The following is a 15,343-nucleotide window of genomic DNA, read 5'->3' on the forward strand; positions in this document are numbered from 1 at the left end:
AAATTTCATATATCGAAATTGCCAACTTCGATTTGTAAAATTACAAGATCTAAATCTTTAAATTTCAGTCACATATATGAAACTCTTTTGATACATCTAAAGGGGTATCTTTTATATTAAAGTTACTGCTAAAGCAGATTTAAATACCTATATAGGGGATCCGATAATGAGAACATATAAAAGGTCGATTCTAGCAGCAGCGTTAATCGCTGCTATTGGACTAGCGGGTTGTAGTGATGGAGATGATGGTAAAGATGGTGCCCCAGGAGAACCCGGCGCGCCAGGTACACCAGGTACACCAGGAGCACCAGCGGGAAGTGTTGTTGATACAGTAGCATCTGCTGCTGATTTTGTGTTGAGCTTAGCCCCTGCAGATATCGTGGTAGTAGGAGGTGATGATTTTGCTATCAAATTTACGGTAACAGGCAAAACAGCTAAAGGCGAAGATGTGCCCTTTAGTGGCTTAGACAAAGTAGCGCTTTATGTGATGAATCAAGCGGCCAATACCACTGATACTGGCGCGCCACTATTGTGGGAAAGCCATACCCTAACCAATGAATTTGGTTCAAGTATGTATTGTACGCCAACAGGTATGGCAGAAGCCCGCGGCGGCGCAGAAGTTGAAGCTTGTACCTTAGTTGAAGATGAAGCAAACCCAGGCACTTACACAGGTACTTGGGAACATGAAGGCAATGCACCGGTTGTACTTGCAGATGGTGATGCCAATAACTTACATCGCGTTATGGTGCGTAGCTATGATGTTGTAGACAGCACAGGTGAAGGCATTGCAGATAAATTGCTTTCTACTCCGGTTGACTTTATTCCTGCAACGGGTGAGCTAGCGGTATCTGAAAAAGATTCAGTGTCTAACGCCTCTTGTATTAAGTGTCATACTCAAATGGATGGGTATGAAGCTACCGATATCCGCATAGCTAACATTGGTGCCCACCATAATTATCAAAAAGTTGAAAATTGTGTAGCCTGTCATAACCCAGCTTATGCTGGCGGTGAAGACGATCCAGAAAAAGGCTTTAACGCTAATTGGAATGCAATGATTCACACATTACACGCTGGTCATCATATTGACGATCTAGAAGGTGAAGCTGCAGATATGTTTGGCGAAATTGGATTCCCATCAGAAATCAATCAATGTACCGCATGTCATGATAACGGTATGCAATGGAATGATAATGTCTACGCAGAAGCATGTGTGTCATGTCATACAGATGTAGATTTAGCCACTGGTGAAAACCACAGAGGTATCGTACCTGAAAGTGATGCAGCCTGTTCTGGTTGTCATGGCGCAGGTAGCTTAAGCCCAATGCAAGCACATAATGTTGCAGCGAGAGCGATTGCCACTGATTCAATTGAAATTGCTTTAAATAGTGTGAGTTACACTGAAAGCGCAACAGTTGACATGGATGAAATGGTGATTACATTTGATGTCACTATTGATGGTGTTGCCGTTGAAGATGGTTTCGAGTTCACTAACTTTACTAAATACGATGAAATGAAAACCGGCTGGATAGACACTGATGGTACTTACTACGGTAGTGCTTCGGTTAATCTAAATGGTGTTGTTGCATCCGCTGGTCAGTTAATGGTGACTCAATTCGGTGAGTTTAATCTAGACGGAAAGAGTATTTCTGTAACGCCACGCTTCTCAGTATGTGCCGATTCAGAAGGCATGCTTATTGAGTGTTTAGATTCAAGCGGCGAAGCGCAATATGATGTTGGTTATGTAGCAGTCACTATGGCGCCAGCTTACTGGAATCTCGCCAATGCTGATGGTAGCGGCGCAACGATATCTCGCTTTAGCGACCCTGCACGGGTAACCGCTGATGAAGCTAAATGTAATACTTGTCATACTTCATTAGGTATCGCTAAGCATTACGGTAACGAACGTTTCGACCAATGTGTAGGTTGTCATAACGACACTTGGGGTGGTTCTTATCATGCGACTGTTGAATATAAAACAGATGCAGTTGATGAAAATGGCGACCCAGTATTTGAAACAATTGAAGGCTTAACCTATAGCAACCGTGACTTATTCACTGTAGCTCACCGTTTCCATTCAGGTCTTTGGGATGATAACCGTGGTTTCCCTGCAATACACTTAAATTCAGATATGGAAACAGAAGGTTACCCAGCAGTTGCTACTGAATGTTCAGCTTGTCATAAAGATGATGTGAGTTTATTCGCAGCAGATGGTGGTCTTACTTCAGGTAAACGCGCAATTGCAGTAGATGCTGGTGCAACAATGTTCATTAGCCCAACCGCTGAAGCATGTCGTACTTGTCACGCTCACTCAAGTGCCTCAGCAATGGCTCACTTCAAGAGTAATGGTGCGATAGTTGAGGGTGATCCAGCTTCAATTGCTAATCTGCCGGTTGAATCTTGTGCAACTTGTCATGCTGAAGGTAAGACTTACGGTATTGATATAATGCATGCTGGAGGGGCACACTAGTTAGCAATAATAGATGTTTCATCAGCTATGAGATCCCCTGCTTCTCATAGCAAATAAACCACTGGGAGCCTTCGGGCTCCCTTTTTTTATCCTCAGTGTTTGCATTAACCCTTTTATTGATCCCAATGGCGTTATTATTCATTTTTGTGAGTCAGTGCAATTTTTAAACGTTCTAGCGTGTTTTAGTTTACTTATAAGCAGGCTTTAATGCTGATTTATTGTGAGTTAGATTGGTAGTTGGCAATATTTGTGAGCTGGCAAGCCTTCAGGTGTTCACTTGAGGGGTTAATGCCACTTTTTTATTTAACAAGCTGAAAAGCAACACTAATTAATCGCATTGTTTAGTGTGCTTATTCCTCAGCTCCCTTGGTTGCTAGTTTGATTGCCTCCTGCGGTTACATTATTATGCGCGGCGCTAAGATTAACCAAAGTTAATCTAGTGTGACGACACTATCGTCACTACTTACTTAATTGATTACTTCCTGTAGGGGAACTCAATGTCGACACCGCAGACAAATTCATACGCAAACCCAGCGCCACTTGGTTTAATGGGCTTCGGTATGACCACCATTTTGCTTAATATTCATAATGCTGGTTTTTTTCCAATTGATTCAATGATCCTTGCTATGGGTATTTTTTACGGCGGCATTGGCCAAGTGATTGTCGGCATCATGTGCTTTAAACGTGGCGATACCTTTGGCACTACAGCATTTACTTCTTATGGGCTATTTTGGTTAACCTTAGTTGGTCTACTTGTCATGCCTAAAATGGGTTTTGCGGCAAGTCCTGCAAGCTTTATGGGTTGGTACCTAGCGCTTTGGGGCATGTTTACTGGCTTTATGTTTATTGGCTCTATGCGTTACCCATTAGCCAAGCAAATTGTCTTTGGCTTGCTAACTATTTTATTCTTCCTATTAGCTGCGCGAGATTTTACCGGCAGCGAGCTAATTGGCACCATTGCTGGCTTTGAAGGTATTTTATGTGGCTTAAGCGCCATTTACTTTGCCATGGCGCAAGTGCTGAATGCTGAATATGGCCGGGTGATTTTGCCTGTTGGAAAAGTCAGGTTTGCAGCAAGTAAAGCTGAAACCACTGCAGCACCAGCGTCGTTAAAAGCAGCGTAATATTAAATTAGCGCCATGAAAAAGCTGACAATGCTATGAATAGCCTTGTCAGCTTTTTTGTTTAAATTTACTTTAGCTCTGTTGCAGTTTAAACAACCACTTACCGTAAAGATAAACCCCTACTGCCGAAATCGTCCCACAGCGGCGATGATGTACCCAGCTTTGCCGATACTGTGGCTGTTATACGCCATATATATGCCATAGTTTTTTAGCATCGTTGTTAGCTACTGTGCTGGCAAGCCAGCGTAATTTATTTTAGCTCTGTTGCAGTTTAAACAACCACTTACCGTAAAGATAAATCCCTACTGCCGAAATCGTCCCACAGCGGCGATGATGTCCCCGGCTTTGCCGATACTGTGGCTGTTATACTCCATAGTTTTTTAGCATCGTTGTTAGCTACTGTGCTGGCAAGCCAGTGTAATTTATTTTAGCTCTGTTGCAGTTTAAACAACCACTTACCGTAAAGATAAATCCCTACTGGCGAAATCGTCCCACAGCGGCGATGATGTACCCAGCTTTGCCGATACTGTGGCTGTTATACGCCATAGTTTTTTAGCATCGTTGTTAGCTACTGTGCTGGCAAGCCAGTGTAATTTACTTTAGCTCTGTTGCAGTTTAAACAACCACTTACCGTAAAGATAAATTCCTACTGCCGAAATTGTTCCCACCGCAGCGATAATATACCAAGCATTGCCGATACTGTGGGTGTTATACAGCAGCGTTGTTAGCTGCTGTGCAGGCTCACCGGTATAAGTCACTAAGGTTGAAAATGCTTCGCCTTGGGGGATTGCATCAACATCTGTTTGACTCATGCCACGCTCTGCAAGAAGCTGCAGTGAGAAAATCTCTTTTGAGGCATACATCTCATACAGTTTAGGCCCAAAGTAGCCTTCCAGAGTCCAGCCTATCCCTTGAGGTAACATCACAAAGCCTAAGTACATGGCTTTTTTACCTTCAGGGGCAATATTGCCCATAAACTCATTTTTCTTCGGGCTAATCATCATTTCGCCGAATGAGAACATTGCAATAGCCAGTACAATCATCCATGCAGCATTGGTTGCGCCAATGAGCACGAATGCCAAAATACTCAGTAAACAACCACCTAACATGGCAGTGGTAATACGATACTTAGCGGTAAGTGCAGCAACCAAGAAACAACTGGTCATGATCATACCAGCATTGAGGTTGAGCATGCCTTCAGGCATCACCTTAGTACCAGTATTATCTAGGCCTAACCAAAACTGGAAAAAGCCGTTAGAGGTGCCTTCAGGGCCAAATAGAGAGGTGACAATCACGCTGGTATCAACCCATTCAGCAATATGAATAGGTAATACATCAAATAAGGCATTAAATAAGAACCAGAAACCAGCAAATACCAACATGTAATAGATAACAACGGGCTTTTTAAGCTCATGAAGCGCATCACGCCATAATGCTTCTTGTTTAATTTCGCCTGATTTGACTTTGCGGGCCCGCTCAAGTCGCTCTTCTTTACCTGGTTCTTTATAAGCTAGTAAAAATAGGAAGTTAAAAGAGATGATGGCAGCACAAGCGTAAAACACATTATCCCATGATAACTGACGCATATGTACAGCCACTAAAGGCCCAAGGAAGCCACCAATATTGACCACTTGATAGAATATGCCCCACGCCATTGAGGTGTTTTGCCGTCCGGTTGAAAGCACTAAGGTGCCTTGAATACCGGGTTTAAAGATCCCTGTCCCTGCGGCCAATAATATTGCACCAATCAAGAAGCCATAAAAGCTTGGAAACATCGCCATCACCAAGTAACCCATGATCTTGATTACTGTTGAGGCAAAGATGGTTTCTTTGTAGCCTACGCGATCAGATATCCCGCCAGTAAATACTGGAATGAAGGTTTGCATAAATGCCCAAATGGCAATAATGACACCGTAATCACTAAGGCTAATACCCAGCCCGCCTTCCGAGGTTGGTGTTTTAGCATATAAACCGGCACTGGCTTTTACCCCATAGTAGGCAATACGTTCCACCAGCTCCATGCCGCCGACAATCCAAAATATATAACTTAAGCTGGCAATAGATGCCCACATGCCCAGCTGTTTCACTTCTCTTAGGTCGTTGCCTGAGTGTGAACTTTCACTCATAAATCACCCTTATGATTATTATTATTAACAATAGGTCGGCAGACACTTTACCTAAATTAACCAAATTTACCAAAGTTACTGAGCAGGAATGTGATAATTGCGTTTCGGAGGGGGATTTTTTATACAAAAAAGCGAGCTAATCGCTCGCTTTAATTAATCTGATGTCACTTAAAGGACTTAGCCACAGCACTTTTTATATTTCTTACCGCTACCACAAGTACAAGGGTCATTACGGTTAATTTTGGCTTCTGCGGTGACTGCCGTTGGCTTGTTTAAAATACCCAGAAGTTCAAATATATCTTCAGCGACGTCACTGTTAACAGTAATAGTTGCGACTAGTTTGCTCTCTGCAACTAATGCTTCAACTTCAAGCTTACGCTTATCAGTTTGAACTGATAACTGTAAAGGAAGCGCTGCAGTGCCAGGTTTAGCTTGGCGTTTGGTGTTGTAACCACTTTCGCCATAGGCAGGTTTTGGCGTTTGACGGCCTTTGAAAAAGAATTTATCTGACATGTGTTGTGCCTGCCTATCGTTTTAAATGTCGAGTATTTGAACCAAGGTGGTAAACCAAGGCATTTGAAGCTAACTTAAGGTTGATAAGTGATTATAAGCTAAAGCTTCAAGACTCTTAAAATGGATGAAAAATATCTAGAGGCGAAGCTTATACAGTATCTAAGCCATTTTGACCATTTTTTTAGGTATTATTTGCCTGAATAAGCCGCCAGTGGCGTTGTAATTAACTTAATGGAGATAAGTTTTTACAATCTATTGTAACTGCTCAACAATCATACTTTTCATCGCTTGGGTTAATTTTAGCCATTAAAAAAGGCTATCAAATACCTTGATAGCCTTTTTAGTTTGGGTTTATTTAGCGAGATGGCAAATAAACCAAGCTTTGTTACTTAGCCTTCTAGCTTAGCAAGTTCTGCTTTTTGCTCTGCAAGCTTATCCATATCACGTTGATATTCAGCTTGCTTAGCACGTTCTTTTTCAATCACGGCGGCAGGGGCTTTAGCCACAAAGCCTTGGTTAGATAACTTGCCTTCAATGCGCTTGAACTCGCCAGCTGCTTTTTCAAGTAGCTTGTCGATACGGGCTACTTCTTTAGCCACATCAATCAACCCTGCCATTGGGATTAATAGCTCCATGTCACCGACAAGTTGGGTAGTCGACATTGGGGCAGTTTCACCATCAGCAAGAATTGTCATAGACTCAAGCTTAGCTAAAGTCTTGAAGAAAGTTTGATTAGCCTCTAAACGTGCCTTATCTTGCTCACTCACGCAGCGAAGTAGGGCGTTAAGTGGCTTAGATGGGGCAATGTTTAGTTCAGCGCGAATGTTACGCACAGCAGTAATGACTTGTTTAACCCACTCAAGATCTTCCATTGCCTGCGCGTCTACCTTAGTTGCGTCATACTCAGGGAATTGCGCAATCATTAAGGTATCACCTTCAACACCTGCTAGCGGCTTAACGCGCTGCCAGATAGTTTCAGTGAGGTAAGGCATCATTGGGTGCATTAGGCGCTGCATTTGCTCAAGTACATTAACCAGCGTATGACGTGTGCCACGCAGTTGTGCATCGGTGCCGTTTTGCATTACCGGCTTAGTGAGCTCTAGGTACCAGTCACAGAATTGGTTCCAGGTGAACTCATAAATAGTATTAGCCGCTAAGTCGAAACGGTAATTGGCCATGTGCTCATCGTAGGTTTTAACGGTTTCGTTAAACAGACCGATAATCCAGCGATCAGCTAGCGACAATTCCATTGCTCCTGGCTTGCCATCAACCAAGATTTGGCCGCAATCTAATGCTTCGCCGATAGCATCGTCTGCTGCATCTTCAGTTTGCACTTCAGTGTTCATCAACACGTAACGTGATGCGTTCCAGATCTTGTTACAGAAGCTGCGGTAACCATCAAGGCGTTTCATGTCCCAGTTAATGTCACGACCGGTTGATGCCATTGAAGCTAAAGTAAAGCGCAGTGCATCGGTGCCATGTGCTTCAATACCTTCACTGAATTCTTTACGAGTGCTTTTTTCAATTTTAGCGGCCATTTTGGGCTGCATCATATTGCCGGTACGTTTTTCAACAAGTGATTCAAGATCGATACCGTCAATCATGTCTAAAGGATCTAATACGTTACCTTTAGATTTGGACATCTTATTACCGGCTTCATCACGGATAAGTCCAGTGACATATACCGTTTTGAAAGGCACTTGCGGCTTGCCGTTTTCATCTTTGATGAAATGCATGGTCATCATGATCATGCGCGCCACCCAGAAGAAGATAATATCAAAACCAGTGACCAACACGTCAGTTGGGTGGAAAGCTTTCAATTCTTCAGTATTTTTTGGCCAGCCAAGTGTTGAGAATGTCCATAACGCTGAGCTGAACCAGGTATCTAATACATCGTTATCTTGACGTAAAACAACCGAGTCATCTAGCTTATGTTTAGTGCGAACTTCAGTTTCGTCACGACCCACATAGACTTTGCCACTTTCGTCATACCAAGCTGGGATACGATGTCCCCACCAAAGTTGACGTGAGATACACCAATCTTGAATGTCGCGCATCCAAGAGTTGTACATGTTCTCGTATTGCTGTGGCACAAACTTGATGTCGCCGTTATCAACCGCTTCCATGGCTGTTTTAGCCATAGGCGCAACTGACACATACCATTGGTCAGTAAGTAGTGGCTCAATAACCACGCCAGAGCGGTCGCCGTATGGCACTTTTAATCCGTGAGGATCAATTTTGCCTAATAAACCTAAGGTGTCGAACTCTTCAACAATGGCTTTACGTGCAGCAAAGCGCTCAAGACCGGCATAACGCTCAGGTAAGCTGTTATCTAATTCGGTGTTTGCGGTGCCATCAGTATTTACCACTTCTGCAGCGCTACGAATGTCAGCATTGATGGTTAAGATGTTGAACATAGGTAGGGCGTGACGCTTACCGACTTCATAATCGTTAAAGTCATGAGCTGGAGTGATTTTCACACAGCCGGTACCAAACTCCATGTCAACATAGTCATCTGCCACAACAGGAATACGACGGTTAACAATTGGCAGAAGAATGAACTTACCAATAAGTGATTGATAACGCTCGTCATCAGGGTGAACCGCAACGGCACTATCACCTAGCATGGTTTCAGGACGTGTGGTGGCAACTTCTAAGTAGTCTTTACCGTCGGCTGTCAATGCGCCATCAGCTAACGGGTAGCGGAAATGCCACATGCTACCTTGCTTTTCTTTGTTTTCTACTTCGAGATCTGAAATAGCAGTGTGCAGTTTTGGATCCCAGTTGACTAAGCGTTTACCACGATAAATCAACTCGTCATCATATAAGCGTACAAATACTTCTTGTACGGCTTCAGACATACCTTCGTCCATTGTGAAACGTTCACGATCCCAATCAACAGAAGCGCCTAAACGACGTAGCTGTTTGGTGATGGTGCCACCTGATTCATTTTTCCAATCCCAGATGCGCTCGATAAAGTTATCACGGCCTAGGTCGTGACGACCTAAACCTTCTTCTGCAAAGACTTTACGCTCAACCAGCATTTGGGTTGCAATGCCTGCGTGATCGGTACCCACTTGCCAAAGGGTGTTTTTGCCCTTCATGCGCTGGTAGCGAGTCAACGTATCCATGATGGTGTCTTGGAATGCATGACCCATGTGCAAACTACCCGTCACATTTGGTGGCGGGATCATGATGCAATAGTTACCTTTTGACTCATCGCCATGTGGTTTGAAGTAGCCTTGCTCTTCCCAATTTTGGTATAGAGATTGCTCAATTGACTGCGGATTATATGTTTTTTCCATGGGATTTTTGTTTTCTCAATCTAAATTAATAGTTGGTATTGTTAACGAATCAACTGACTTAAACGCCAGTGAACTCAGTGGTAGTAAGCTCAATGCCCAATTGCTTGTATTCACGGTAGCGAATACGGGCAATTTGTTTAAGCGCATCATCATTAGCAACAAAATCGATAATATGCGGAAAGTTAACCGCAAATGCTGGCACTTGGTCTGCAAGGTTTATCAGTAATTGGCGACTTTTATTGGCACCTAATTTATCAAAACCAATCTCGACAGGTGAACCTGTTATCGGTCCTTCCCCTTTTAAATTGTGGGGAACAAATGCTGTTGGCTCAAATTGCCATAATAATTCATCAATGGCATAGGCTTGTTGCTTATTCTGACAGTGAATATAAACAAGCTGCTGCTGGCGATAATGCCGTTCTGCAATCTGACATGCTGCAAGGTATACGCTTTCAAGCGCACTGGCTTGGGTATTGATTGCTGGCATTAAGTAAAACAGAGTCTTTGACATTATTTTAAATTTTGATGAAGTAAAGGCGAATTTTACACTAAAAGCATCGATTGGGGCTAGGGTGCAGGAGAGTTAATTTTGCTTAATTGAATAGAAATCTGCTGAAATTTTAGCAATCCTTGTGTTCGCATTTATTTGTCAGGCTTATCGGTTTGCTTGCTACTCAAAGGGAGCTGTTTTTGCGGTTTTAAAATATGTAAACCTTCGAACAAGAGGGATAAAAAAGGCGAAGTAACTACTTCGCCTTTTATTAGGTTACTGCCTGTTATTTACAGTAAACTATTAGCAACAAACTATTTGCAACAAAAGTCAATTACTCGCCTTGCTCAACCCCAGCGCGGTTCAATAAGAACTGGCTTAATATAGGTACAGGGCGACCTGTAGAACCTTTGTTTGCACCACTGTTCCATGCTGTACCGGCAACATCAAGATGTGCCCAGTTATATTTCTTAGCAAAGCGAGCTAAGAAACAAGCTGCAGTGATAGATCCCGCTGGACGACCACCTAGGTTAGTCATATCAGCAAACGGGCTTTCAAGCATTTCTTGATACTCATCCCAAATCGGCATGCGCCACGCGCGGTCACCTGATTGCTCACCGGCATTGAGTATTTCATGGGCAAGTGGATTATGAGATGAGAATAAACCTGAAGCATGTTTACCTAATGCAACCACACAAGCACCAGTTAAGGTTGCTGTATCAATAACAAGCTCTGGGTCAAAACGTTCAACATAAGTCAGTACGTCACATAATACTAAGCGGCCTTCAGCATCCGTATTAAGTACTTCAACGGTTTGACCTGACATAGTGGTTAGGATGTCACCAGGGCGATAAGCATTGCCTGCGACCATGTTTTCACAACCTGCAAGAATACCGATAACATTAATTGGCAGCTTCATTTCACATAGCGCTTTCATTGCACCAATAACACCAGCAGCGCCGCCCATGTCGTATTTCATTTCATCCATGCCGTCGCCTGGCTTTAATGAAATACCGCCAGAGTCGAAGGTCAACCCTTTACCAACTAAAACAATCGGTTTTTGCGTATCATCAACAGCGCCCTTATATTCCATCACAGTCATGATAGATTCATTGGCGCTAGCACGGCCTACTGCAAGGTATGAATGCATACCGAGTTTTGCCATTTGCTCTTCGCCCACAGTTGAAACCGTAAGGCTGTCATGAACTTCAGCAATTTGACGTGCTTGAGAGGCTAAGTATGCAGGGTTACAAATGTTTGGCGGCATGTTGGCAACATCACGGCATAAGTGCATACCTGATGATACTGCCATTCCATGGTCGATAGCGCGTTCACCAAGAGTTAACTCGCGACGAGTCGGGACATTGAATACCATTTTACGTAACGGACGACGGGTTTCGCCTTTACGGGTTTTCAGAGCATCAAAGCTATATAAACTGTTATAAGTGGTTTCAACTGCTTGGCGTACTTTCCAATAAGTATCGCGGCCTTTAACGTGTAATTCAGTTAAGAAGCAAACTGCTTCCATTGAACCCGTTTCATTTAAGGTATTGATAGTCTTTGTGATAATTTGTTTGTATTGGCGCTCATCAAGTTCACGCTCTTTGCCACAACCGACTAACAAAACACGCTCACTGAGCACATTGGGAACATGATGCAATAATAACATCTGTCCAGGTTTGCCTTCTAAATCACCGCGTCGAAGCAAGTTACTGATGTAACCTTCACTGATTTTATCCAACTGCTCTGCGATACCTGACAAACGACGTGGTTCGTATACACCGACAACGATACAAGCTGAACGTTGTTTCTCGGGGCTGCCGCTCTTTACGCTAAACTCCATGAGCACTCCTAGATTATTAAAGACAAATTTTTATATTTATTAGATAATGTTTTAATTCGGCCTGTTAGGCCATATTTACAAACCTTTAAGGAAATAAATCCTTGGTAATTTTCTGCTATATCAGCTAAATGAATTACACTTAAAGAAGCTCACGCGCTGGTCAGAAAACTATCAATAACTGCTAAAAGCAGACATTTAATAGTGAAGTTACTCTGATACCAGCAAAAAGACAAGTTTTAGACTGTGGATCCTACCTGTGATTGTATTTAGATACTTGATCGTTGAAGTTTTAAAAGCCCAATTTGCGATACTTTTGGTGCTGTTAACTATTTTTATTAGCCAGCAATTTGTGCGAGTACTGGGAGATGCCTCTGATGGTGATTTCCCTGCGTCTTTAGTGCTGACGTTATTGGGGCTAAATTTACCGCAATTAACCGTTTTGGTGTTGCCGCTGAGCTTTTTCTTAGGGATATTGCTCGCCCATGGGCGAATGTATGCCGAAAATGAAATGGTGGTGCTTCATGGCGTCGGGATCAGTGAGTGGTATGTCACCCGTGTGACCTTGCTTTTGGCGGTAGCAAATTTAGTGTTTACTGGTATTTTATCGGTTTATGTAGGTCCATGGGCGGAAGAAAGACAAAATCAAGTGCTAGAACAGGCACAGTCAGAAGCCGGTTTAGCAGCAATTACCCAAGGCCGCTTTCAAGCTAGCCCTAATGGCCGAGCTGTGTTGTTTGTTGAAAAAATCACTAAATCTAACGAATTACAAAAAGTGTTTGTGGCTCAGTTACCTGATCCTGAAGACGAAAAAGGCTTAACTAATATTGTGGTTTCAGAAAATGGCCGCGTAGTGGAAGATAAGTTTGGTAGCCAGCAATTACAACTTGATAATGGTACCCGTTATCAAGGTAGCCCGAATAATCTTGACTATCAAATGATTGAGTTTGGTGGTTATAAGATGGAAATTAAAGAGCAAGAAGTGGATGAACGTCGTCGTAAGCTTTCAGCTTTACCGGTTGATCAGTTACTTGCTACGCCAGGCCCTGAAGCAGCAGCAGAATTCCATTGGCGTTTAGCGCTGCCTTTAGCGATTCCACTCATGACCTTAATTGCAGTGCCACTGGCTCGGGTGAATGTAAGGCAAGGTAAGTTTGCCAAAATGTTCCCAGCGATTTTACTTTATTTAGGCTATTTCGGCTTAATGGTTGCCGGCCGTAAAGCGCTTGAGGATGAAGTCATCCCACAAGTATTAGGCATGTGGTGGATCCATGGCTCAGCATTTATTATCGGTATACTCTTACTGGGTAAAGAGCGTCCAAGTGGTGCTAAGTTACTGCAATTACTTAAACGTAAGAAGGTGGCAGTATGAAGATACTCGATCTCTATATTGCCCGAGTGATTATTGGCACATCGGCGTTATGTTTACTTATTTTAACTGGCTTGTCGGGCATAATTAAGTGGGTTGATCAGCTACGTGTAGTTGGCCGCGGTGCTTACACTATGTTTGATGCGATTATCTATGTTATTTACTTAATCCCCCGTGATATTGAGTTGTTTTTCCCCATTGCAGTATTACTTGGGGCGCTGATTGGTATGGGAATGTTGGCATCGAACTCTGAATTAGTAGTAATGCAGGCGTCCGGTATGTCTCGGTTGCAAATTACGATTTCAGCGATGAAAACTGCCATTCCATTGATGATCATTGTAATGGCCTTAGGCGAGTGGGGTGCACCTGTTGCAGAAAGAACGGCCAAAGAGCTACAAGCAACCAAAGTTTCTGGTGGTAGCCTGATCAAATCTCATCGAGGCGTGTGGGCAAGAGACGGTGACTTATTTGTCAATATTGGTGAAGTTGAAACCATAAACACCTTAAATAAAGTGACCTTTTATAAGTTTAATGATCAGTTAGAGTTAACCACCATGACTCAGGCTCAAAGCGCTAAATTTTCTAATGATGTATGGCGCTTATTTGATGTTAAAAATACCATAGTTACTGATAACAAGATTAGCTTCGAATACCAAGAAGAGCGAATTTGGAACTCTACCTTAACCCCTGATAAATTAAGTGTGGTGTCAGTAAAACCTGAAGCGTTAAGCATTCAAGGTCTAGTGGGTTATTTAGATTACCTTGAAGCTAATCAGCAAGATCCGAGTCGTTATGAGCTGGCTTTGTGGCGTAAAATTATGCAGCCAATTACTGTAGCAGTGATGATTTTAGTGGCACTGTCATTTGTATTTGGCCCCTTAAGAACCGTGACAATGGGCGCAAGAGTCTTGCTTGGCGTGGTCGCTGGCTTTAGCTTTTATATTTGTAGTGAGATATTTGGCCCTATGAGTATTGTTTATGGCTTACCCGCCTATATAGGTGCAGGTATGCCACCACTACTCTTTAGTATTGGCGCGTTATATTTCATCAGAAAATAGCCTTTGCCTGATAGGGCGCTTGCTTCTGGCAAGTCTGCAATAATAAATATCCCAATGACGTTAGTTGTTGGGATTTTTTTATATTTACTTGACCACATCAATTTACTTGACCACATCAACCAGGGTTTTATTGCTGCACTCTACCTCTACCTCTACCTCTACCTGTTTGTTGTGGCTTAATGAATCTGTACACCGATATGGGGTAAACTCCCCTTAAGATAAATTGGTGTAAAAATGATGACAACTCAACCTACTTACTCAACAGAATTCAAAATTGATGCGGCTAACCTTGTGATTAAACAAGGCTATAGCGTTCGAGAAGCTTGTGAAGCAACAGGCGTAGGCCCAACGGCTATTAGGCGGTGGGTTGCACAACTCAAAGAAGAATTTAGTGGTATTACGCCATCAACAAAAGCGCTGACGCCAGAACAGAAAAGAATTCAAGAGCTTGAAGCTAAAATTAAGAAGATTGAATGGGAGAAAGATATCCTAAAAAAGGCTACCGCTCTCTTAATGCAAGACAACATCAAACGATAGCGTTAATTGAGTCATTATCAAGAGAGCAAAGCATTGTTAAACAACTATGTCAGTTGTTTGAAGTGCCACGAAGTAACTATCACTATCACCTGAAACATCGCGGCATTGTTAATCCAGATTATCAGCGATTATGCCAGCAAGCTGTTGTGATACACAGTGATAGTCGAGGCTCTGCGGGTGCAAGAACCATTGCAGGTCAATTAAATCAGCAAGGCGAAAATATCGGTCGCTATAAAGCGGCTGGTTTGATGAAACATGCAGGATTGGTGAGTACTCAGCTCAGAAAGCATCGATACAAAATAGCGAAAGATGAATCTAAATTTGCCCCTAACCTGCTAAAAAGGCAGTTTAATGTTAAAGCTAAAAACCAGGTTTGGTGTGGCGATGTCACCTATATTTGGTCTGGAACAAAATGGTTATATTTAGCGGTAGTCATGTGTAGTGGCACACTAATTTTGGCCACCTAAATAGAGGTGATATTATTGCCTCGTAGACAACTTTAGGTGAGCACATG

11 protein-coding genes and 1 pseudogene are annotated in these 15,343 nt (G+C 42.8%); 6 read left to right on the forward strand and 6 right to left on the reverse strand.

The genetic code is table 11. The features are described 5' to 3' along the window. Window positions 1–166 precede the first annotated feature (166 nt). On the forward strand, window positions 167–2,467 hold the full coding sequence (locus Q4533_RS09245) for an OmcA/MtrC family decaheme c-type cytochrome (protein WP_303502633.1): 2,301 nt from the start codon (window positions 167–169) through the stop codon (window positions 2,465–2,467). 497 nt (window positions 2,468–2,964) lie between these two features. After that, window positions 2,965–3,591, forward strand: coding sequence for a GPR1/FUN34/YaaH family transporter (locus Q4533_RS09250; RefSeq protein WP_102438811.1), 627 nt, complete (start codon window positions 2,965–2,967; stop codon window positions 3,589–3,591). A gap of 427 nt (window positions 3,592–4,018) precedes the next feature. Here Q4533_RS09250 and Q4533_RS09255 read toward each other — a convergent pair. The 6 genes and pseudogenes from Q4533_RS09255 to pepA form a co-directional block, all read right to left on the reverse strand. Further along, a pseudogene (locus tag Q4533_RS09255) lies at window positions 4,019–4,189 on the reverse strand (MFS transporter); the annotation flags it as partial. A gap of 1 nt (window position 4,190) precedes the next feature. Continuing rightward, a complete protein-coding gene (locus tag Q4533_RS09260; protein WP_102438809.1) occupies window positions 4,191–5,717 on the reverse strand; it encodes an MFS transporter in 1,527 nt (508 codons plus the stop codon). A gap of 177 nt (window positions 5,718–5,894) precedes the next feature. After that, window positions 5,895–6,230 (reverse strand): PBPRA1643 family SWIM/SEC-C metal-binding motif protein, encoded by a 336-nt coding sequence (locus Q4533_RS09265; protein ID WP_102438807.1) that lies wholly within the window; start codon window positions 6,228–6,230, stop codon window positions 5,895–5,897. Between the two features lie 389 nt (window positions 6,231–6,619). Then, window positions 6,620–9,535: a valine--tRNA ligase gene (locus tag Q4533_RS09270; protein ID WP_303502634.1), complete on the reverse strand. Its 2,916-nt coding sequence runs from the start codon at window positions 9,533–9,535 to the stop codon at window positions 6,620–6,622. A 58-nt stretch (window positions 9,536–9,593) separates the two neighbouring features. Continuing rightward, window positions 9,594–10,046, reverse strand: a complete 453-nt coding sequence (locus Q4533_RS09275; RefSeq protein WP_102438803.1) for a DNA polymerase III subunit chi — start codon at window positions 10,044–10,046, stop codon at window positions 9,594–9,596. A 313-nt stretch (window positions 10,047–10,359) separates the two neighbouring features. Beyond that, on the reverse strand, window positions 10,360–11,868 hold the full coding sequence (pepA, locus tag Q4533_RS09280; RefSeq protein ID WP_303502635.1) for a leucyl aminopeptidase: 1,509 nt from the start codon (window positions 11,866–11,868) through the stop codon (window positions 10,360–10,362). Between the two features lie 256 nt (window positions 11,869–12,124). On the opposite strand from pepA, the gene lptF reads away from it, so the two are divergent. From lptF to Q4533_RS09300, 4 genes are all read left to right on the forward strand, one after another. Then, a complete protein-coding gene (gene lptF, locus Q4533_RS09285; protein WP_102438799.1) occupies window positions 12,125–13,237 on the forward strand; it encodes an LPS export ABC transporter permease LptF in 1,113 nt (370 codons plus the stop codon). After that, window positions 13,234–14,292, forward strand: a complete 1,059-nt coding sequence (gene lptG, locus Q4533_RS09290) for an LPS export ABC transporter permease LptG (protein WP_102438797.1) — start codon at window positions 13,234–13,236, stop codon at window positions 14,290–14,292. The genes lptF and lptG overlap by 4 nt, the downstream gene beginning before the upstream one ends. A gap of 234 nt (window positions 14,293–14,526) precedes the next feature. After that, window positions 14,527–14,829, forward strand: coding sequence for a transposase (locus Q4533_RS09295; protein ID WP_303502636.1), 303 nt, complete (start codon window positions 14,527–14,529; stop codon window positions 14,827–14,829). Then, a complete protein-coding gene (locus tag Q4533_RS09300; RefSeq protein WP_303502637.1) occupies window positions 14,766–15,296 on the forward strand; it encodes an IS3 family transposase in 531 nt (176 codons plus the stop codon). Before Q4533_RS09295 ends, Q4533_RS09300 begins: the two co-directional genes overlap by 64 nt. The last annotated feature ends 47 nt before the right edge of the window (window positions 15,297–15,343 follow it).

It is taken from the genome of Shewanella sp. 6_MG-2023, assembly GCF_030547195.1.
GTDB lineage: Bacteria > Pseudomonadota > Gammaproteobacteria > Enterobacterales > Shewanellaceae > Shewanella.

What these genes read in the sequence shown, in the direction of transcription:
- Q4533_RS09275 (WP_102438803.1), bottom strand. Translation starts at nt 10,046, where the DNA reads ATGTCAAAGACTCTGTTTTACTTAATGCCAGCAATCAATACCCAAGCC.
- Q4533_RS09300 (WP_303502637.1), top strand. Translation starts at nt 14,766, where the DNA reads ATGGGAGAAAGATATCCTAAAAAAGGCTACCGCTCTCTTAATGCAAGA.
- pepA (WP_303502635.1), bottom strand. Translation starts at nt 11,868, where the DNA reads ATGGAGTTTAGCGTAAAGAGCGGCAGCCCCGAGAAACAACGTTCAGCT.
- Q4533_RS09295 (WP_303502636.1), top strand. Translation starts at nt 14,527, where the DNA reads ATGATGACAACTCAACCTACTTACTCAACAGAATTCAAAATTGATGCG.
- Q4533_RS09270 (WP_303502634.1), bottom strand. Translation starts at nt 9,535, where the DNA reads ATGGAAAAAACATATAATCCGCAGTCAATTGAGCAATCTCTATACCAA.
- Q4533_RS09260 (WP_102438809.1), bottom strand. Translation starts at nt 5,717, where the DNA reads ATGAGTGAAAGTTCACACTCAGGCAACGACCTAAGAGAAGTGAAACAG.
- Q4533_RS09250 (WP_102438811.1), top strand. Translation starts at nt 2,965, where the DNA reads ATGTCGACACCGCAGACAAATTCATACGCAAACCCAGCGCCACTTGGT.
- Q4533_RS09265 (WP_102438807.1), bottom strand. Translation starts at nt 6,230, where the DNA reads ATGTCAGATAAATTCTTTTTCAAAGGCCGTCAAACGCCAAAACCTGCC.
- lptG (WP_102438797.1), top strand. Translation starts at nt 13,234, where the DNA reads ATGAAGATACTCGATCTCTATATTGCCCGAGTGATTATTGGCACATCG.
- Q4533_RS09245 (WP_303502633.1), top strand. Translation starts at nt 167, where the DNA reads ATGAGAACATATAAAAGGTCGATTCTAGCAGCAGCGTTAATCGCTGCT.